The sequence below is a fragment of the Flagellimonas iocasae genome (assembly GCF_042682725.1).
Lineage (GTDB): Bacteria > Bacteroidota > Bacteroidia > Flavobacteriales > Flavobacteriaceae > Flagellimonas > Flagellimonas iocasae.
Genome location: NZ_JBHUHU010000003.1, coordinates 567767 through 586058 on the forward strand (window position 1 = coordinate 567767; position 18292 = coordinate 586058).

The 18292-nt window shown below is 43.4% G+C and carries 20 protein-coding genes; 9 read left to right on the forward strand and 11 right to left on the reverse strand.

The genetic code is table 11. The annotated features are described in order from the left end of the window. The first annotated feature begins 8 nt into the window (after window positions 1-8). Window positions 9-767, forward strand: a complete 759-nt coding sequence (locus ACFSJE_RS09840; RefSeq protein WP_379831552.1) for a UDP-2,3-diacylglucosamine diphosphatase — start codon at window positions 9-11, stop codon at window positions 765-767. Here ACFSJE_RS09840 and ACFSJE_RS09845 read toward each other — a convergent pair. From ACFSJE_RS09845 to ACFSJE_RS09860, 4 genes are all read right to left on the reverse strand, one after another. Next, window positions 764-2020, reverse strand: coding sequence for an MFS transporter (locus ACFSJE_RS09845; RefSeq protein WP_379830802.1), 1257 nt, complete (start codon window positions 2018-2020; stop codon window positions 764-766). The two genes, ACFSJE_RS09840 and ACFSJE_RS09845, sit on opposite strands and share 4 nt — an antisense overlap. Window positions 2021-2026: 6 nt before the next feature. Continuing rightward, a complete protein-coding gene (gene recJ / locus ACFSJE_RS09850) occupies window positions 2027-3715 on the reverse strand; it encodes a single-stranded-DNA-specific exonuclease RecJ (protein WP_379830803.1) in 1689 nt (562 codons plus the stop codon). Between the two features lie 49 nt (window positions 3716-3764). Next, complete coding sequence (locus ACFSJE_RS09855) at window positions 3765-4115, reverse strand: four helix bundle protein (protein ID WP_379830804.1); 351 nt, start codon at window positions 4113-4115, stop codon at window positions 3765-3767. 139 nt (window positions 4116-4254) lie between these two features. After that, window positions 4255-4677, reverse strand: coding sequence for an OsmC family protein (locus ACFSJE_RS09860; protein WP_379830805.1), 423 nt, complete (start codon window positions 4675-4677; stop codon window positions 4255-4257). Window positions 4678-4733: 56 nt separating this feature from the next. On the opposite strand from ACFSJE_RS09860, the gene ACFSJE_RS09865 reads away from it, so the two are divergent. Continuing rightward, window positions 4734-5336: a carboxymuconolactone decarboxylase family protein gene (locus ACFSJE_RS09865; protein ID WP_379830806.1), complete on the forward strand. Its 603-nt coding sequence runs from the start codon at window positions 4734-4736 to the stop codon at window positions 5334-5336. On the opposite strand, the gene ACFSJE_RS09870 is transcribed toward ACFSJE_RS09865, so the two are convergent. Genes ACFSJE_RS09870 through ACFSJE_RS09880 form a run of 3 tightly spaced genes read right to left on the reverse strand, consistent with a single transcriptional unit; the run spans window position 5333 to window position 7363 of the window. Next, window positions 5333-5914, reverse strand: a complete 582-nt coding sequence (locus tag ACFSJE_RS09870; protein ID WP_379830807.1) for a uracil-DNA glycosylase family protein — start codon at window positions 5912-5914, stop codon at window positions 5333-5335. The genes ACFSJE_RS09865 and ACFSJE_RS09870 overlap by 4 nt on opposite strands. Before the next feature lie 38 nt (window positions 5915-5952). Beyond that, window positions 5953-6624 carry a 16S rRNA (cytidine(1402)-2'-O)-methyltransferase gene (gene rsmI, locus ACFSJE_RS09875; RefSeq protein ID WP_379830808.1) on the reverse strand — a complete coding sequence of 224 codons (672 nt, stop codon included), beginning with the start codon at window positions 6622-6624 and terminating at the stop codon, window positions 5953-5955. A gap of 49 nt (window positions 6625-6673) precedes the next feature. Then, the gene (locus ACFSJE_RS09880; protein WP_379830809.1) at window positions 6674-7363 is read right to left on the reverse strand and encodes a hypothetical protein; all 690 of its coding nucleotides are present in this window, start codon (window positions 7361-7363) and stop codon (window positions 6674-6676) included. Between the two features lie 160 nt (window positions 7364-7523). Here ACFSJE_RS09880 and ACFSJE_RS09885 point away from each other — a divergent pair, with 160 nt between their 5' ends. From ACFSJE_RS09885 to ACFSJE_RS09900, 4 genes are all read left to right on the forward strand, one after another. After that, window positions 7524-8168, forward strand: a complete 645-nt coding sequence (locus ACFSJE_RS09885) for a thymidine kinase (protein WP_379830810.1) — start codon at window positions 7524-7526, stop codon at window positions 8166-8168. Beyond that, window positions 8161-9270 (forward strand): alanine racemase, encoded by a 1110-nt coding sequence (alr, locus tag ACFSJE_RS09890; RefSeq protein ID WP_379830811.1) that lies wholly within the window; start codon window positions 8161-8163, stop codon window positions 9268-9270. The genes ACFSJE_RS09885 and alr overlap by 8 nt, the downstream gene beginning before the upstream one ends. 74 nt (window positions 9271-9344) lie before the next feature. After that, entirely contained in the window at window positions 9345-9752 is a 408-nt protein-coding gene (gene mscL / locus ACFSJE_RS09895) for a large-conductance mechanosensitive channel protein MscL (RefSeq protein ID WP_379830812.1), read from the forward strand. A gap of 191 nt (window positions 9753-9943) precedes the next feature. After that, window positions 9944-10954 carry an aspartate-semialdehyde dehydrogenase gene (locus ACFSJE_RS09900; RefSeq protein WP_379830813.1) on the forward strand — a complete coding sequence of 337 codons (1011 nt, stop codon included), beginning with the start codon at window positions 9944-9946 and terminating at the stop codon, window positions 10952-10954. An 11-nt stretch (window positions 10955-10965) separates the two neighbouring features. Here the strand turns inward: ACFSJE_RS09900 and ACFSJE_RS09905 are convergent, their stop codons facing one another. The 3 genes from ACFSJE_RS09905 to ACFSJE_RS09915 all read right to left on the reverse strand — a co-directional run bounded on the left by ACFSJE_RS09905 (window position 10966) and on the right by ACFSJE_RS09915 (window position 13818). Then, window positions 10966-11394 carry a hypothetical protein gene (locus ACFSJE_RS09905; protein WP_379830814.1) on the reverse strand — a complete coding sequence of 143 codons (429 nt, stop codon included), beginning with the start codon at window positions 11392-11394 and terminating at the stop codon, window positions 10966-10968. A 6-nt stretch (window positions 11395-11400) separates the two neighbouring features. Further along, a complete protein-coding gene (locus tag ACFSJE_RS09910) occupies window positions 11401-11796 on the reverse strand; it encodes a hypothetical protein (protein WP_379830815.1) in 396 nt (131 codons plus the stop codon). Between the two features lie 66 nt (window positions 11797-11862). Next, window positions 11863-13818, reverse strand: coding sequence for a hypothetical protein (locus ACFSJE_RS09915; RefSeq protein ID WP_379830816.1), 1956 nt, complete (start codon window positions 13816-13818; stop codon window positions 11863-11865). Between the two features lie 334 nt (window positions 13819-14152). Here ACFSJE_RS09915 and ACFSJE_RS09920 point away from each other — a divergent pair, with 334 nt between their 5' ends. From ACFSJE_RS09920 to arfB, 3 genes are all read left to right on the forward strand, one after another. Then, window positions 14153-16306 (forward strand): prolyl oligopeptidase family serine peptidase, encoded by a 2154-nt coding sequence (locus ACFSJE_RS09920; protein WP_379830817.1) that lies wholly within the window; start codon window positions 14153-14155, stop codon window positions 16304-16306. Between the two features lie 152 nt (window positions 16307-16458). Continuing rightward, a complete protein-coding gene (locus ACFSJE_RS09925; protein ID WP_379830818.1) occupies window positions 16459-17454 on the forward strand; it encodes a sulfate/molybdate ABC transporter ATP-binding protein in 996 nt (331 codons plus the stop codon). Then, the gene (gene arfB / locus ACFSJE_RS09930) at window positions 17432-17836 is read left to right on the forward strand and encodes an alternative ribosome rescue aminoacyl-tRNA hydrolase ArfB (protein ID WP_379830819.1); all 405 of its coding nucleotides are present in this window, start codon (window positions 17432-17434) and stop codon (window positions 17834-17836) included. The genes ACFSJE_RS09925 and arfB overlap by 23 nt, the downstream gene beginning before the upstream one ends. Before the next feature lie 2 nt (window positions 17837-17838). Here arfB and ACFSJE_RS09935 read toward each other — a convergent pair whose 3' ends face one another. Continuing rightward, entirely contained in the window at window positions 17839-18288 is a 450-nt protein-coding gene (locus ACFSJE_RS09935; RefSeq protein WP_379830820.1) for a 3-oxoacyl-ACP synthase, read from the reverse strand. Window positions 18289-18292: the final 4 nt, after the last annotated feature.

Genomic DNA, 18292 nt, shown 5'->3' on the forward strand with positions numbered 1-18292 from the left:
TGGACAATATCTCACTTCCCAAAGACAAAAAGGTTTACTTCGCCAGTGATAATCACTTAGGGGCTCCTTCCCGAAAGGACAGTCTGCCCCGAGAAAAAAAGTTTGTGGCTTGGCTGGACAGCATCAAATACGATGCTCATGCCATTTTTCTCATGGGCGACCTTTTTGATTTTTGGTTTGAATACAAAACTGTCGTCCCCAAAGGTTTTACCCGAACCTTGGGCAAATTGGCCGAGCTTTCGGACATGGGCATACAAATCACGTATTTTGTGGGCAATCACGACCTTTGGATGAACGGGTATTTTGAAGAAGAGCTGAATATCCCCGTATACCATAAGCCGCAGCAGTTTTTAATTAACGATACATCCTTTTTTATTGGACATGGTGATGGATTGGGCCCACACGACAAGGGCTTTAAACGCATGAAAAAAGTGTTTACAAATCCTGTTGCACAATGGTTCTTTAAATGGTTACATCCAGATTGGGGAGTGCGATTGGGACAGCATCTTTCCGTGAACAATCGAATTATTTCCGGTGAGGCCGATGCAACATTTTTAGGTGAGGACAAGGAGTGGCTCATTCTCTATGCCAAGCGAAAATTGGAACAGCAGTATTACGACCATTTCATTTTTGGTCATCGACATCTTCCGATGGAAATCAAACTGAATGAAAAATCAACCTACACCAACCTAGGAGATTGGATTTCATATTTTACCTATGCGGTTTTTGATGGTGAAAAATTGACATTGAAAAAGCTGGAGGATTAATCCTTTTCGTGTTCGTCAATATCTTTCTGAAGGTCTAATTTTCGAAACGTGGGTGAAGCAATGGCCGTTGCCCCCGCAGTGAGCAAGGTCATGCATCCACCGAACACCACAGCGGTTACCGTTCCCATAAGTTTTGCGGTCAAGCCACTTTCAAACGCGCCCAACTCATTGGAAGAACCTACGAACATCGAATTTACGGAAGCCACCCGTCCTCTCATGTTGTCTGGTGTCTTTAACTGCAGAATCGTTTGGCGAATAATCATGGAAACACCATCCACTGCTCCGCTTAAGAACAAGGCTATCACGGACAGCCAGAACAGTTCAGAAAGTCCAAACACGATGATGCATGCCCCGAAGGCAAAGACCGCTATCAACAATTTCTTACCTGCATTTTTATGCAAAGGAAACTTGGTGGAACCCAACATGGTAATGGATGCACCTACGGCTGGTGCTGCCCGTAAAATTCCAAATCCTTCTGACCCCACATGCAAAATATCTTGTGCGTACACTGGTAAAAGTGCTACTGCACCCCCAAAAAGTACCGCAATCATATCCAAGGTTAGGGCTCCAAAAATGGCTTTATTTCCAAAAACAAATCTAAGGCCATCCCGCAAGCTCTGAAAAACCGGTTCCCCAATTTTTGGATTCAAAATGGGTTTTTTAGGGATTTGCAACAGAAAAAGAAGGGCCATCAAAGAAAAACCAAAAATGACACACATACTCCAATGAACGCCAATCCAACTGATGGAAAATCCGGCCAAAGCCGGACCCAAAACCGAGGCCAATTGCCATGTGGAACTGCTCCATGTGGCCGCATTGGGATAAATTTTCTTGGGAACGATCAACGCTATCAATGAAAAAATGGTAGGCCCCAAAAATGAGCGTACCAATCCTCCCATAAAAACCAAGGCGTAAATGGAATACAATATAGTCCTAAAGTTCCATGTGTCTTGAAGGCCCGGCCAGCTCAATAAAAACAGCCCCAGACTAATCACCGAAAACCCAGCGATACAGGTGACCAATAGGTTTCTTTTCTCACGTTGATCCACAATGTGGCCCGCAAACAAAGCCATTCCAACCGCAGGAATCACTTCCATTAATCCAATAATTCCCAAAGACAATGGATCTTTGGTCAAGGAATACACCTGCCATTCAATGACGATGAATTGCATGGACCATGCAAACACCATGGCAAAACGTACCAGCAAAAAAATGTTGAACTCCCTATAACGGAGTGCAGCGTATGGATCCATAAATGTCTAGCGAATGTCTCTAAGTTTCAGTTGAAGGCTCACCGTTCCGTTCCATTCATTTTCATCAAGCGAAAATACGGCATCAAACGGTTTTTTATTCGCAACCAGACCCAATTTATTTCCCAAATTAAAACCTATGGCCCCAATGGGTGTGGAGCCCTTTTGTGAGATGGATGCCTTCAAATGTTTTTCCTCTTCACCCACCCCTCTGGCATAGCCGGTGTCCTGGATTCCTTCGGCCATAAAAACAGGGGTCATATTGCCTGGTCCAAAAGGCGCAAATTGTTTCAGGATTCGCATTAATTTTGGGGTGATTTGATTCAGTTCCAATGGGGCATCAATGGAAATTTCGGGTTGCAACAAATGTGGGTCGATGGTTTCCGAGACCACTTTTTCAAATTGTTGTTTGAAGGTTTCGTACTGTTCCTCCAAAAGGGTAAGCCCAGCTGCGTACATGTGCCCGCCAAACTGCTCAATACAATCGGAGCAACCTTCCAAGGCGTTGTAAATATCGAACCCCTTCACAGATCGCGCAGAAGCGGATAATTTATCCCCACTTTTGGTAAAGACCAACGTAGGCCGGTAATAGGTTTCGGTAAGACGCGAGGCGACAATCCCAATAACTCCTTTGTGCCAATTTTCATTGTACACCACCGAAGTGAATCGATTTTCTTCATCGTTTTCTTGAATCTGTAACAACGCAGCTTCAGTAGTTTCTTGATCCAAGTTTCTTCGCTCCGCATTGAACGACTCTATTTCTTGGGCAAACTGCTGCGCCATATTAAAATCAGTTTCCGTCAATAAGGCCACCGCATGCTGCCCGTGTTTCATCCGACCTGCAGCATTGATTCGGGGTGCGATGATAAAAACCACATCAGTGATGGTGAGTGTTCTCTTTTTGACTTGATCAATCAAAGCTTGAATCCCAATTCTTGGGCTGGTATTGATCACCTGAAGTCCAAAATGAGCCAGCACTCGATTTTCCCCCGTGATGGGTACAATGTCCGCCGCAATGGCCGTCGCCACCAAATCTAAATACAGAATAAGGTCTTCCGCTGTTTTACCTTTTCGGGAGGCCAGTGCTTGAATCAATTTGAACCCCACCCCACAACCACAGAGTTCTTTGTAAGGATATGTGCAATCCTCTTGTTTTGGATCCAGAATAGCCACTGCATCGGGAAGATTCTCCCCAGGTCTGTGGTGGTCACAAATGATAAAGTCGATCCCCTTTTCTGTCGCGTATACCACTTTTTCAATGGCTTTGATTCCACAGTCCAAGGCAATAATCAACGAGATGTCGTTATCCGCGGCATAATCTATACCTTGAAAAGAGACACCGTACCCTTCTTCATATCTATCGGGAATATAGGTGGCCACATTGGGATAGCTTTCTTGTAAATAGGAAGCCATAAGGGCCACCGATGTTGTTCCATCCACATCATAATCCCCGTACACCAAAATATTTTCCTGATTTTCAATGGCGGATTCTATTCGTTCCACTGCTTTTTGCATATCCTTCATTGAAAAAGGGTCGTGCAAGTGCTCCAATTCTGGCCGGAAAAAAAGTTTGGCCTCGTCATAATTATGAATGCCTCGTTGCAAAAGTAAATGAGCCACCAATGCATCAACATTCAATTCCCTTGATAGTCGATTGATGTCTTCTTGTGTAGGTTTGGGTTTTAGGGTCCAACGCATAATTTGTAAAGTTCAAGTACAAAATTCAAGCTCAAGATAAAATTTGGAATTACTTCTTGTTTTTGACTATTGTGGCTGTGATTTTAATCAATTGTTCAACTTCATCCAATAAACCAATGCGCTTTTCTCTATTGCCATAGTCTATTCTGTTCAAAATCTTGAGGTTTACTCTTGACTCTTTCAGTTCCCTTAATGATATGGTAGCCCTGTGCACATAATCTTTATCCGTATTTGTGCCTTGAGCCTCACCAAAATTCAAGGCTGCTCCACCTGCAGAGCGAAGCAATTGATTTCCGTAATATTGACCCGTAAAATCGTTGGATAAATCTTGGCAAAAAGAAGCAATGCTGGCTGCCAAATCAACAAACCTTTCCTCTAAATCAAACTTTTTCTGTGTCATAAACCATTTTGATATGATTTTGAGGTTGACCCAATAAATATAAATGATTTACCTGACTTTGAGTTTGAATTTTGTACTTGACCTTTTTCCTTTGGGCAAACCTGTACTTGCGCTTGAACTTGAGTTTTGCGCTTTACCCCTATTTATGATGATACAGAATCTTGATCTCCAACTTAGCAAACTGCCTGAACATTTCCATAACACCACAATATTTTTCTACGGATAAATCCACCGCTTTTTGCAATTTATCTTCCTTAAGATTGGAGCCGGTAAAGTGGTATTCCACGGTTACCGAATCATAATATTTGGGGTGTTCCTCGGTAAGATTGGCAATGGTTTCTATTTTGAAATCATCTACCTCCAATTTCATTTTCTGTATCAATGAAGCAACATCCAGCCCGGAGCAGCCCGCCAATGCGGAAAGCATCAAGGCTTTAGGTCGCAATCCTGCTCCGGAGCCACCGCTTTCGGGCCCTGCATCAATTCTTACGGTATGTCCTGATGGATTGGTGCTTTCAAAGGCCATTTCGCCCAACCATTTGGTGGTAATGTGATTTGTCATACAATCAAATTTTTGTTTCTTGTAGAACATCAAAAATACGATTTAAAATCGCACTTATGGCCTTAGTAACTCCTCTTGACCCCAATCACGATCCCGAAACCAAACAATTGGCCGAGTTTTTCAATGAGACCCTAGGGTTTTGCCCAAATTCTGTATTGACCATGCAACATCGACCTGCTATTTCCAAGGCATTTATCAACCTTAACAAAGCGGTCATGGCCAATGAAGGAAGGGTGACCTCGGCCTTAAAACGGATGATTGCCTGGGTAAGTAGCAATGCAACAGGATGTCGCTATTGCCAAGCCCATGCCATTAGGGCCGCGGAACGTTACGGTGCGGAGCAGGAACAATTGGACAATATTTGGGAATACCGAACCCATCCTGCTTTTTCCGAAGCGGAGCGCGCTGCACTCGATTTTTCTCTGGCTGCTTCACAGGTGCCCAATGCGGTGAATGCCGAAATCAAGGAGCGACTGTATCAACATTGGAATGAAGGTGAAATTGTGGAAATGCTGGGGGTGATTTCCCTGTTCGGTTACCTCAACCGATGGAATGATTCCATGGGTACCTCCATTGAAACCGGTGCTGTGGAAAGTGCCGAACAGTATTTGGGAAAACACGGCTGGGAAAAAGGAAAGCATGATGGGTCTAGATACTAGACTTTGGACTCAAGACAAACCGAAACCTTTTTTTGCAATTCTGGCAACACCTCTTCTTCAAACCAAGGATTTTGACTCAGCCAAAACCGGTTTCTGGGTGAGGGGTGCGGCAACACCATATAATTTGGCAAGTAGTTTTTGAAGTTCTTCACGGTTTCGGTGAGATTCTTTTTCATGGCATCCCCCAAATAATAACGCTGTGCATATTGACCGATAAGAATGGTCAATTTTAGGTTTGGTATATTTTGAAAAAGCGGCTTATGCCATAAGGGTGCGCATTCCGGTCTGGGGGGTAAATCACCTGATTTTCCTTTTCCCGGATAACAAAATCCCATGGGAATCAAGGCAAATAAACGTTCGTCGTAAAATTGTTCTTCTGAAACACCCAACCATTTCCGTAGTTGTTTTCCGCTGGGGTCATCCCAAGGAATTCCCGTTTGATGCACTTTGGTCCCCGGAGCTTGCCCAATAATGGCAATTTTGGATTCGGGATGAGCGGCCACAATGGGTCTTGGTCCCAAGGGGAGATGCTCTGTACAATGCGAACAGTTTCTTATTTGGTTGAGCAGCTGGTCCATACAAGAAATGGGTCGGGAAATTGTTGGGTAGCTAACGGCTATTTCTTACCGCCCACCACAATCACAAATTCTCCCTTTGGTGGATGGTTGGTAAAATGTTCCAGTACTTCGGATAGTGTTCCCCGTACCGTTTCCTCGTAGAGTTTGGTGAGTTCACGAGATACGGAAACCGGTCTGTCCGCTCCAAAGTATTCCACAAATTGGGTCAAGGTCTTCAAAAGCTTATGGGGAGATTCATAAAAAACCAAGGTTCTGGGTTCTTCAGCCAATTGTTCCAATCGGGTTTGACGACCTTTTTTTATGGGTAGGAATCCTTCAAACACAAAACGGTCATTTGGTAGGCCACTGTTCACCAAAGCGGGAACAAAAGCGGTGGCTCCGGGAAGACATTCCACTTCAATTCCGTTTTCAACGCAAGCGCGTGTCAATAAAAACCCAGGGTCTGAAATGGCAGGGGTTCCCGCATCCGAAATAAGGGCGATGGTACTTTCACCCTTCAACTTATTTACCAATCCATCCACTTGTTTGTGCTCATTGTGCATGTGATGGCTCTGAAGTGGTGTATTGATTTCAAAATGTTTGAGCAATTTTCCACTGGTACGAGTGTCTTCGGCCAAAACCAAATCCACTTCCTTCAAGATTTTTATGGCCCGAAGCGTGATATCCTCAAGGTTTCCAATTGGGGTCGGAACCAAATATAGTTTTCCCATGGACCTAAGTTACGCCTTCCTTCTAAAAAGTGATTGGAATGTTGTTGAATTAAGCGAACCGACGCTCAATTAATGCCATCAAACGAGTTTCATATTCCTCTTTGCCTTCCCAATTGTCGTACTCCGGTTTCACCATATTGGTGATAAAGGCAATGGAGCGCTCCTCGGTTTCAATAGTGTTCAATTGCGATAACACGCGGGTGTAATCCTCCATGCTGCCATCGAAAAGATGCTTTACAAAGGCAAGTTTGTCATTGAGCCCAATTTGAAGGTCTTTGACAAACGTATCGTTCAAGGACTTTGGTTTGACTTTCTGTTCCGGTTTCTCAATTGTTTCAGCTACACCAATATTTTCCTTATCATTCTTCATAAGGTCGGGCTTGGCCACAAACTCAGCAAAAACCTGTTCCAGAGCCATTTCAGCGGGCATTTCGGAGACCATGTCCTTTATGGTTTCCATGCCGGGAGTCATAATATCTTCTTCGTGCGGATTGCTTTCGGGAACAGAAATATTTCCGCTCAAAACAGCATTGGCCACTTTTTCAAAACGAGAAGCGATTACGTTTTTGGAAACATCCACCTCAACATCGGTCAATTTCTCATCAATGAACTTGAGAACCGCCAACTTTTCATAAATTTTTCGCGCCTTATCGTACAACTCCGCCAAATCTTGATCTTCACGAGTTGTGATGATCTCGGTGGAGAGTTTTATCAGTTCTTCCCTTAGTTTCCGTATCATAGCTAATCTTCTTTACTATAAAAATATAATCATTTTGTGCTTACCCTTGCGAACAAAAGGTTAAATTTTGGCTCAAATGCCGTAGGTGCATTTTTTTAGTAGCTTTGTGTTTCGTTTTCTAAACAACGAAAACCCACTCAATTTCTTTCAAAAATACGGTATGTTTCTCGAAAACACGGTCAACCCTAAAGAGCAGTTTGGATGGATAGAGGTCATCTGCGGCTCCATGTTTTCCGGAAAGACCGAAGAGCTTATCCGAAGGCTGAAACGGGCCCAATTTGCCAAGCAAAAGGTAGAGATATTCAAACCTATTGTAGATACCCGGTACCACGAAGACATGGTGGTCTCACACGATGCCAATGAAATTCGTTCCACACCTGTACCTGCCGCGGCAAACATTCGTCTTTTAGCGGATGATTGTGATGTGGTTGGAATTGATGAGGCCCAATTCTTTGATGATGAAATAGTTACGGTTTGCAATGATTTGGCCAACCGGGGCGTTCGTGTGGTGGTCGCCGGACTGGATATGGATTTTAAGGGCAACCCTTTCGGTCCCATGCCCGCCCTTATGGCTACCGCGGAATACGTAACCAAGGTCCACGCCGTTTGCACCCGAACCGGAAATTTAGCCAATTATAGTTTTAGAAAATCCAGTAACGACAAGCTTGTCCTTTTAGGTGAAACCGAAGAATACGAACCTTTGAGCAGAGCCGCTTTTTATAAGGCCATGCTGCGGGAAAAGGTGAGACAAATGGATGTGGATGCCGAAGAAGTGAATGCTAAAAAGAAAAAAGCCAATGAGTAAGATTGGGGAAACCACGCTGCAATTGGACCTGACCGCACTTGAACACAATTTCAGGTACTTACGAGCCAAAATAGCCCCGACCACCAAATTTTTGGCCGTGGTAAAGGCTTTTGCCTACGGCAGCGATATGGTGGCCATTGCCCAAAAGATGGAACAGTTGGGCGCAGACTACTTGGCGGTCGCTTATGCCAAAGAGGGGTCCCTTTTGCGGGATGCAGGGATTAAAACCCCTATTTTGGTATTGCACCCATTACCTGCCAATTTTGATGAAATTATAGACCGTTGTTTGGAACCCAGCCTATACTCCAAGAAGATTCTAACTGAGTTTTTAGATGTTGCCAAAGCTAAAAATCAGAAGGGGTATCCCGTTCACATTAAGTTTAACACAGGACTGAACCGTTTGGGTTTTAATGAGACTGATATTGATTTTGTAGCTGAGCAATTAACGGACAAAAAGGAAATAAAAGTGACTTCACTATTTTCCCATTTGGCTGCTTCCGAAGATATGGACGAGAAACCCTTCAGCCTAAACCAAATCAATACCTTCAAAAAAATCAGTCAAAAGCTCATCCAAAAATTGGGCTATGCCCCCATGCGGCACATGCTGAATACATCGGGAATCATCAACTATCCCGAAGCACAGTTTGAAATGGTACGCAGTGGCATCGGACTGTATGGTTATGGAAATGATGCCGGAGTTGATTCACAACTAAAACCCATAGCCTCGTTAAAAACCATCATTTCGCAAATCCATCATATTGAAGCCCATGAAACGGTGGGGTATAACAGAGCGTTCACATCAGAAAGTTCAAGGAAAACAGCAACTCTGCCCTTGGGTCATGCGGATGGCATTGGCCGACAATATGGCAATGGAAAGGCCAGTGTACTCATCCATGGTAAACAAGCACCCATCATTGGGAATGTGTGTATGGATATGATCATGGTGGATGTCACGGGTATTGATTGCAAAGAAGGGGACGAAGCCATTGTGTTCGGTCAAAATAAATCCGCAGAAGATTTTGCCGCTGGGGCCAAAACCATCTCCTATGAAATCCTAACGGCCATCTCGCAGCGGGTGAAAAGAGAGATCATAGCGAGTTGAATTTTTCTATTTTTCTTCCAGCGAATCGGTTTTTTACTTATTTTGTTACGTATTAACCAAAACCTTAACTATACATGGGATTTGTAAAAGAATTTAAGGACTTTGCCATGAAAGGAAACCTGGTGGATATCGCCGTAGGTTTCGTCATGGGTGCCGCTTTCAACAAAGTGGTTTCCTCATTTACCGGAGGAATTGTCTCTCCGTTGATTGGACTGTTGTTCAAATCGGATTTCAACGATTTGAAATATGTCATAACTGAAGGAACCGTGAACGATGCCGGAGAAACTGTTGGGGAAATAGCCGTGCTCTACGGGGCATTCCTGACCAACGTCATCGACTTCCTCATTGTGGCCTTTGTAATGTTCATGATCGTGAAAGGTGTGAACAAAATGAAGAAAAAAGAAGAACCTGCTCCAGAACCACCAAAAGGTCCTACTCAGGAAGAGCTTTTGGCCGAAATTCGGGATTTGTTGAAGAAATAAAATCGTAGGTGCTGACTGAATTTCAGCATCCCGCTACACCACAATAACCCTTTAAAAACCATCAATGTGTTTCGCTAACATATTGATGGTTGTTTTATTTATAACATTTTGTTATTTTTTGATGATTGATTGCGTAAATGCTTGTTTAAGTCGCAGACTGGCGTACCTTTGTCCCAAGAAATTTTAAAACGATGAAAGTAGCAGTTGTTGGTGCCACCGGAATGGTAGGCGAGGTCATGTTGAATGTATTGGAAGAACGCAACTTCCCCATTACCGAATTGTTGTTGGTTGCCTCGGAGCGTTCTGTGGGCAAAAAACTTACCTATAAAAACGTAGCATATACCGTAATTGGTTTGGAAGATGCCGTTACGGCACAGCCTGATATTGCCATCTTCTCCGCAGGAGGTGACACTTCTTTGGAGTGGGCTCCGAAATTTGCTGAAGTAGGAACTACTGTCATCGACAACTCCTCCGCTTGGCGTATGGACCCGACCAAAAAATTGGTGGTTCCCGAAATCAATGCCAGTGAATTGACTGTTGAGGACAAAATCATAGCCAACCCCAACTGCTCCACCATTCAATTGGTGATGGCGTTGAATCCATTGCACAAAAAATATAAAATGAGACGGGTAATCGTTTCTACTTATCAATCTGTTTCTGGAACTGGAGTAAAAGCGGTTCAACAAATGGAGAACGAGGCTGCCGGAGTGGAAGGTGAAATGGCTTATCCGTATCCCATCAACCGAAATGCATTGCCGCATTGCGATGTGTTTTTGGAAAATGGCTACACCAAAGAAGAAATGAAACTGGCTCGCGAGCCCCAAAAAATACTGGATGACCGCACATTTTCAGTGACAGCCACAGCAGTGCGTATCCCAACTGCTGGCGGACACTCAGAATCCGTAAATGTGGAATTCCATAACGATTTTGATTTGGCAGAGGTTCGAAAACTGCTCAGCGAGACGCCAGGTGTGGTGGTTCAGGACAATCCCGAGACCAACAGCTACCCTATGCCCATTTATGCCAATGGCAAGGATGAGGTATTTGTGGGTCGTATCCGAAGGGATGAGACCAACCCCAACACCTTAAATATGTGGATTGTGGCCGACAACCTTCGGAAAGGGGCTGCGACTAACGCTGTACAGATTGCGGAGTATTTGGTGGAGCATAACTTAGTGAAAAACTATTCCATCAGCCAATAGTTGAATCTTTTTTAATAGCAAGGCCCATCACAAGGAATGGCATTGTTATAATTTTCTTCTGTTATGGTATAGGTATATTGGTTCGTATTTATTTCATAATCTCCTTCGTCCATTATAGAATTGTCGAAAGGCTCCAAAAATGTATGTCCTTCAACCCTTTCGTTATTAAAAATAACAGCAACTGAATCCGCCTTGAATACATCGTTTGGAGTATTAGAGCCAAAAGCATCCGTTTCAATACTTCGTTTTAAAATTAACCCTGTGCCTTGAATGCTAACGGAAAACACATATTCTCTCTGTTCACCGAACACCCATTGAAAGAAGCGAAGCTCTACGTCATATTTTGTTTCATTTACAATACTATATGAAGTGTGATAAGTTCCCATATCTGGACATCCGAAAAGAAAAAGGGCAAGAAAAACAAACCATATATTTTTCATAAATCTTCAATTACATGACCCATCACAAGGCGTGGCATTGGTATAATTTTCTTCCGTTATGGTATAGGTAAACTGGACGCCATTTCTTTCATAATCTCCCAAATTCATTATGGAACCTGATATAGGTTCAATGAAAATATGTCCCTCAACCCTTTCCCCGTTGAAAACAACGGCTACAGAATCTGCTTCATAGACATCCGTTGGCCCATTAGTGTCAGGGGGATAAGTTTTAAGGGTTCGCTCCAAAACCAAACCTTCTCCTTCAATGACTACTTTAAAGACAAAACTTCTTTCTGAAGTTGCTGTGCTTGCTTTGTAAAAACGGAGTTCAACAGTGTGGTCGGTATCGTTTAATATCCTATAATTTCTAGTTGTTGTGCTTGAGTCGGTACAGCTTATCATAATAATAAATTGTACAGTAATAAAACCTACTTTCAAAAACCTTGACATAATTCTAATATTAAGACACTAATTCCAATTTGTAAAAAGCTCCTCTACCTTGTTCTGTTGTCGCCCAAGGTGCTGTATGTTGTTGCTAAACTCACCCCAAGATTTAGCTCCTTTCATCTTACTTTCTAACTGGGACATTGTAAAGCCATATACCTCATCGTTAGGTAAATTGTTATCGTTTTTGCCAAAATCTATTCTTTGATTGAAATTATCCACCATATCCCAAACTGCCGAGGTATAAAATCTTTCATCACCTCCTGCATTGATTGGTTCGGTTTGGTAGTTCCCTGAATTCTTGTCCTTTGGATTAGTCAATCTATATTCATAATCAGATGGCCCCAATCTTCTATAACGCATTCTTGTTAAATAGACTTCTACCCCTGTAGCCCATGTTTCCAGCGTCCTTCGGGCATCTCTATTCTGGGTACTGGGATTATTAAAATTACCTCCTAAAAAAGGTTCTACCCACGCATCTGCAACTAAGGCATCATAACTGTTCCTGTCAAACCGCCAATGGGCGGCATGGGCCAATTCATGTATGGTTTTTCCATAAACCACCTCGGAAGATCTTCCGTACGCTGAAATCCGTATGGTGGACGTCAACGCTCTTCCTAAAGCAGCACCAATGGGACCACCTTTGAAAAACCCAAGCACCGCTCCCGCAGTTCCCTGTTCTGGAGAGTGAAAACTTGTTCCGCTTTTTTCCTTGGCGGTAATCTTCATTTGTTTTTTCCAAAACCCATTCGTCGGTGGGCGGGTCAACCCACCAATATTATGGTAATAAAAATGCATGGCCGCTTGGAAGATTTGGCCCCTGTACTTCATTCTACCCCCTGTAATCTTAAGGTTCCACGGTTGGTTATACAATTGTGGGCCCCTATCCTCGGCTTGGGTAAGCCCAGAATTGTCCCGTATGCTAAACTCAAAACGGTCCCACTTGATCACATAGCGCACTTTGGCCCTCACTTCCTTATGTTTAAAATTACCTTGGGCATCGGCAATGGCACGATCCAAGGTCCAGGTGTCCCGTATGAGAATATTGGCGCCGTCAATGGGCACATAACTCCCCTGCCGGCTCTTGGTCACATTTTTGCAGTTTCGCCTTTCAATTCTTCTGGGGCAGTTGCTATAATCTCCGTTATAGCAGGGGCTATAGTCATACGTATAGGAGGTGGTGCATTCCGTAACTGTGTAGGTTGATGTACCCATATTGTCATCATAAATTTGCACCTTGCCACTGGGCCTCCATTTTCTTCTGAGGTTAATGCCCAGAAAACAAGTTTCACAGCCATTCTTTTCTTTGTTTAAGGGTGGTTCTGGTAGTAAATCTTCATTGTCCGTATCGGTATACGCCTGTTCAATCACGTGGTTCATGAAATCTACCTTGTCATCAACAAAGCCGCGTAAGGTCTCTTTATTGGGGGCCGTGACATTGTTGTAGGCTTCATCCTCCTCAGGAATGTACATTTCTTGAAGTACGGTATGCGGTATATGCTTCGGAAATTTCTCATCAATGGGAATACTCGCATAAAATGCTAACCGCTCCCCTTCCTTCATAGGGTTTTGTTGATGGAAATGTTCCCCGTTTTCATATTCAAAAGGATAATCCACAAAAACAATTTTTGGATGCTGTTGTAATATATGCTCCTGTTCATCGGTTTCTGGGCTAAACTTGATGTACAGGTAGTTCGGTTTGATATCTTCTGCATTGCGATTGACGCTTTTATCCTGTTCATATGCCTTTCCCGTCTTAAAGGTTCCCGTACGTACACTGTCCAAAATCCGCTGATAGGCATTTCGGAACGTTTGTATTTCATACGGATTCTGCAATTTTTTTAGACTGATTTTAGTTTTCTTCCTCTCTATAGATTCAACAGGAAGGTCTGTTTCTACAAACTCTGCCTCACAGCTTTGCAACATGTGGAAAATGGCCAGTAAAACAATAAACGGTGATTTGGAAAATAGGTTTTTCATGTTCATGGATTTGGGTGTTCTTCGGTTTTGTGTTTGAACAGACCATACAAGGTTGAAGGCACAATGAAATCCATGGCCGCAATGTCTGTAAGATTTTATGGGTTAATTCGATTTTAGGGCTAAAACTGGGGTTGGCTCAGGCTGAATTGACAGAAGTGTATTCTAGATTGATGGATGGGTGTTTTCAATTGACGAAACAATGCTGAACGTCAGGACTTCCCCTTTTTTGTAATCCCTTTTTTTGCTGAAGGCGTTAAAAAAAGTTAACTCCACGAGGTCTCATGTAGGTAAAACCAATATTCCTCGTACTTTTATCCGAATCAATCGGATAAAAATGAGAACCGCATGCCTGTTGACTGCTGTTGTCTTGTTCACTGCATGTCAAACCACTCCAAAAAGAGAAGCTATTACCGTGAATTACCCCACCACTAAAAAAGTTGACACTGTTGATACATATTTTGGAACAGAAGTTCCCGACCCGTACCGTTGGCTTGAAGATGACCGAAGTGCTGAAACCGAAGCGTGGGTCAAACAGCAGAATGCATCCACTTTTGGGTATTTGGATAAAATCCCATTTCGGGAAGATTTAAAAAATCGCCTTGAAAAATTGTGGAACTACGAAAAACTAAGCTCTCCGTTCAAGGAAGGGGATTACACCTATTTTTATAAGAACGACGGATTGCAGAATCAATCTGTGGTATACAGGAAGAAGGGAGATGGCGAAGCAGAAGTATTCTTGGACCCCAACACGTTTTCAGAGGATGGCACAACATCGTTAATGGGCCTCAACTTTACCAAAGACGGTTCCAAAGTTGGGTATCTGATTTCCGAAGGAGGTAGCGATTGGCGAAAGGCCATTGTGATGGATGCCGAAACTCGGGAAATTGTTGAAGATACATTGGTCGATATCAAATTCAGTGGGATTTCTTGGAAAGGTAATGATGGCTTTTTCTATTCCAGCTATGACAAACCGGAAGGAAGCGAACTGTCGGCCAAAACGGACCAGCATAAATTATACTACCATAAATTGGGTACGCCACAATCTGAGGACAGGGTCATTTTTGGAGGCGTTCCCGAAGAAAAGCACCGCTATGTGTGGGGCTCTGTTTCGGAAGATGAAAAATACCTCTTCATCACAGCATCCATCTCCACTTCGGGCAATAAATTGTTCATGATGGATTTAACGCAAGACAATCCAGAATTGGTTACTATTTTGGATGATACGGATTCGGATACCAATGTCATTGACACCGAGGGTTCCAAACTATTTTTGGTCACTGACCGAAATGCCCCTAACAAAAAAGTAGTGGTGGTCGATACCTCCAACCCAACCCCAGAAAACTGGAAAGACCTCATTCCTGAAACTGAAAATGTGCTCACCGTAGGAACGGGGGGTGGTTATTTCTTTGCCGAATATATGGTGGATGCCATTTCCAAAGTGCTGCAATATGATTATGAAGGGAATTTGGTCCGCGAAGTAACACTGCCCGGCGTTGGAAACGCAGGTGGTTTCGGCGGAAAAAAAGAAGAAAAGGAGTTTTACTTCTCCTTCACCAATTACAACACTCCCAGTTCGTTGTATAAATATGATGTGGAAATGGGCGACTATAAACAGTACTGGAAGCCCCAAATCGATTTTAATCCAGAGGATTACGAATCCAAACAAGTGTTCTACACCTCAAAAGATGGTACCAAGGTTCCCATGATCATCACCTACAAAAAAGGGTTGGAACTCAATGGGAAAAACCCAACCATTTTATATGGTTATGGCGGTTTCAACATCAGTTTGACACCATCCTTCAGTATTGTCAATGCGGTTTGGATGGAACAAGGCGGCGTGTATGCCGTTCCCAATCTTAGAGGTGGTGGTGAATATGGGAAAAAATGGCATTTGGCCGGGACGAAGCTTCAAAAGCAGAATGTTTTTGATGATTTTATTGCAGCAGCCGAATATCTGATTGCAAACAAGTACACCTCCAAGCAATATTTGGCGGTCCGTGGTGGTTCCAACGGCGGACTTTTGGTTGGCGCCACTATGACCCAACGTCCCGATTTAATGCAAGTGGCACTTCCTGCCGTTGGCGTTATGGATATGCTCCGTTACCATACCTTTACAGCTGGAGCGGGTTGGGCCTACGACTACGGAACTGCTGAGGACGATGCAGAGATGTTCAATTATTTAAGAGGCTATTCTCCGGTCCACAATGTAAAAGAGGGTACGGAGTACCCCGCAACCTTGGTGACCACAGGCGACCATGATGACCGTGTGGTTCCTGCTCACAGTTTCAAGTTTGCTGCGGAACTTCAGGAAAAGCAGGCAGGTCCCAACCCAACACTTATCCGAATAGAGACCAATGCAGGTCACGGTGCAGGGACTCCTGTGAGTAAGACCATCGAGCAATATGCCGATATTTTTGGGTTTACGTTTTATAATATGGGTTATCAGGAATTACCTAACCAAGCGGTGTTAAAAGAATTTAAGGATTAATCAAAAACTGTCCCAAAAAGTTGAATTTTGTCAACCTGAACTTACCTACCGGCGAACAGTTAACATAACAGATTTACTACAGATTCTATGCAATTCTGAAGCATGCTATATTCAGAAATAATAGATCAATAACATTTATACGATCATTTTATATGCTCAAAGTTCATATTCCTTCATTTCAGTATAAATCCCGTCCCATTTTGGAGGATATTTCCTTTGAAGTGGCCTCCGGCGAACATGTGGCCCTCATGGGTGAGAGTGGTTCGGGAAAAAGCACTCTCTTGAAAATCATTTATGGGATTTTGCATGTGGAAGATGGTTCCATTTTTTGGGGCGAAAAACAGGCGTTGGGGCCCAATTTCAATTTGGTCCCGGGTGAATCCTACATGAAATACCTTTCCCAAGATTTTGATTTGATGCCCTTTACCACCGTTGAAGAAAATATTGGTCAACATTTATCGGTTTTTGAACGGGAGACCCATCAAGAACGGATTACGGAACTTTTGGCACTTATTGAGTTGGAAGCCTTTGCCAAAACCAAGGTAAAAAACCTCAGCGGTGGACAACAACAGCGTGTTGCTTTGGCTCGGGTATTGGCCCAAGAGCCCGAAGTGCTTTTGTTGGATGAACCTTTTGGCCATATCGACAATTTTAAGCGAGGCTCCCTCCGAAAAAATCTGTTTCTCCATCTCAAAGAAAAGGGAATCACGGTGCTCACTGCGAGTCATGATCCCAGTGATGTGCTTCCGTATGCACAGCGGACACTGATTTTGCAAAAAGGTCAAATCATTGCGAATCAAAAGACCAAAAAGCTGTACAACAATCCACCGAACCATTATACCGCCAGCCTGTTTGGCGAAGTGAGCAAAGTTCCCATTAAATTGTTGAAATCCTATTCCCAACTTGACAGGTCGGTGCTGGTGTATCCCCATGAATTTAAAGTGGCGAAAAAATCTGGGATGAAGGTGGAGTTGACGAATTCCTTTTTTAAGGGAAGCCATTATCTCAATCTAGGAAAGGCCGAAGATGGGACGTTATTGTACTTCAACACTCGAAAAAAGCGAAAGTTGGGCGATACCATTTTCCTTAATGTATCTTTGAAGACCATCAATAGGCGTCTCCAAGGTGAAAAAGCAACAAGTTCATAGCGAATTACAATTCAAGGCCGTTCGAAGCAGTGGTGCCGGAGGGCAGAACGTGAACAAGGTTTCTTCCAAAGTGGAGCTGTATTTTGATGTGCCTGCTTCAGAAGGGCTGTCCGATATAGAAAAAGAACGCCTCCTCCAAAAACTAAAGACTCGGCTTACTAATAATGGCGTCCTCATTTTGCAATGTGATGAGGCCCGAAGTCAGCACAAAAACAAGGACTTGGTCATCAAGCGTTTTTTTGAAGTGTTGAGAAAGGCCCTCACAATTCCCAAAAAACGAAAGCCCACAAAGCCCACTAAATCGTCCATTGAAAAACGACTGAAGTCTAAAAAGAAATCCGCTGAAAAAAAGGCCAATCGCAAACCGCCGGATGTGGGTTAGTATCAAACCACCTCCAAAACCGAATGGGTGGCTCCATTAAAAACAAAACTTTCACCGGCCTCTTTCCCCACCAACAATTGCGCAATGGGTGATTCCATGGAAATGCAGTAAAAAGGTTTTCCTTCCAACGTAAACGTTCCACAGGAAACGCTGATAAAATAGTTGGCCAAACTAGTGCTAACCGTACTTCCCAATCCAATGGTAGTAGATCTCTTTGAAATGTCTATTTTTTTGAGAATCCCTTTCACCCGATCTAATTCTTGGTGCTGTTGGGCTAGCTTTTCCTGCTCTAACTGCACCATGGCCCTGCCCGTCTCATGCTTGTCCCCTGTGGAGTTTTTGGTTTCGGAATCCAGTGATTCCTGAAGTGCGTCACTGGCTTGCTTTAAGCGTTCGGACTTTGCGTTCACTTGGTCCCAGCAAAACTGTAGAAGTTCCTGTTTCTTGCCCATTTTA

Bases quoted from the DNA above. Each gene is read 5' to 3' on its own strand.
- ACFSJE_RS09845 (WP_379830802.1), bottom strand. From the start codon at position 2,020: ATGGATCCATACGCTGCACTCCGTTATAGGGAGTTCAACATTTTTTTG.
- recJ (WP_379830803.1), bottom strand. From the start codon at position 3,715: ATGCGTTGGACCCTAAAACCCAAACCTACACAAGAAGACATCAATCGA.
- ACFSJE_RS09855 (WP_379830804.1), bottom strand. From the start codon at position 4,115: ATGACACAGAAAAAGTTTGATTTAGAGGAAAGGTTTGTTGATTTGGCA.
- ACFSJE_RS09860 (WP_379830805.1), bottom strand. From the start codon at position 4,677: ATGACAAATCACATTACCACCAAATGGTTGGGCGAAATGGCCTTTGAA.
- ACFSJE_RS09865 (WP_379830806.1), top strand. From the start codon at position 4,734: ATGGCCTTAGTAACTCCTCTTGACCCCAATCACGATCCCGAAACCAAA.
- ACFSJE_RS09870 (WP_379830807.1), bottom strand. From the start codon at position 5,914: ATGGACCAGCTGCTCAACCAAATAAGAAACTGTTCGCATTGTACAGAG.
- rsmI (WP_379830808.1), bottom strand. From the start codon at position 6,624: ATGGGAAAACTATATTTGGTTCCGACCCCAATTGGAAACCTTGAGGAT.
- ACFSJE_RS09880 (WP_379830809.1), bottom strand. From the start codon at position 7,363: ATGATACGGAAACTAAGGGAAGAACTGATAAAACTCTCCACCGAGATC.
- ACFSJE_RS09885 (WP_379830810.1), top strand. From the start codon at position 7,524: ATGTTTCTCGAAAACACGGTCAACCCTAAAGAGCAGTTTGGATGGATA.
- alr (WP_379830811.1), top strand. From the start codon at position 8,161: ATGAGTAAGATTGGGGAAACCACGCTGCAATTGGACCTGACCGCACTT.
- mscL (WP_379830812.1), top strand. From the start codon at position 9,345: ATGGGATTTGTAAAAGAATTTAAGGACTTTGCCATGAAAGGAAACCTG.
- ACFSJE_RS09900 (WP_379830813.1), top strand. From the start codon at position 9,944: ATGAAAGTAGCAGTTGTTGGTGCCACCGGAATGGTAGGCGAGGTCATG.
- ACFSJE_RS09905 (WP_379830814.1), bottom strand. From the start codon at position 11,394: ATGAAAAATATATGGTTTGTTTTTCTTGCCCTTTTTCTTTTCGGATGT.
- ACFSJE_RS09910 (WP_379830815.1), bottom strand. From the start codon at position 11,796: ATGATAAGCTGTACCGACTCAAGCACAACAACTAGAAATTATAGGATA.
- ACFSJE_RS09915 (WP_379830816.1), bottom strand. From the start codon at position 13,818: ATGAAAAACCTATTTTCCAAATCACCGTTTATTGTTTTACTGGCCATT.
- ACFSJE_RS09920 (WP_379830817.1), top strand. From the start codon at position 14,153: ATGAGAACCGCATGCCTGTTGACTGCTGTTGTCTTGTTCACTGCATGT.
- ACFSJE_RS09925 (WP_379830818.1), top strand. From the start codon at position 16,459: ATGCTCAAAGTTCATATTCCTTCATTTCAGTATAAATCCCGTCCCATT.
- ACFSJE_RS09935 (WP_379830820.1), bottom strand. From the start codon at position 18,288: ATGGGCAAGAAACAGGAACTTCTACAGTTTTGCTGGGACCAAGTGAAC.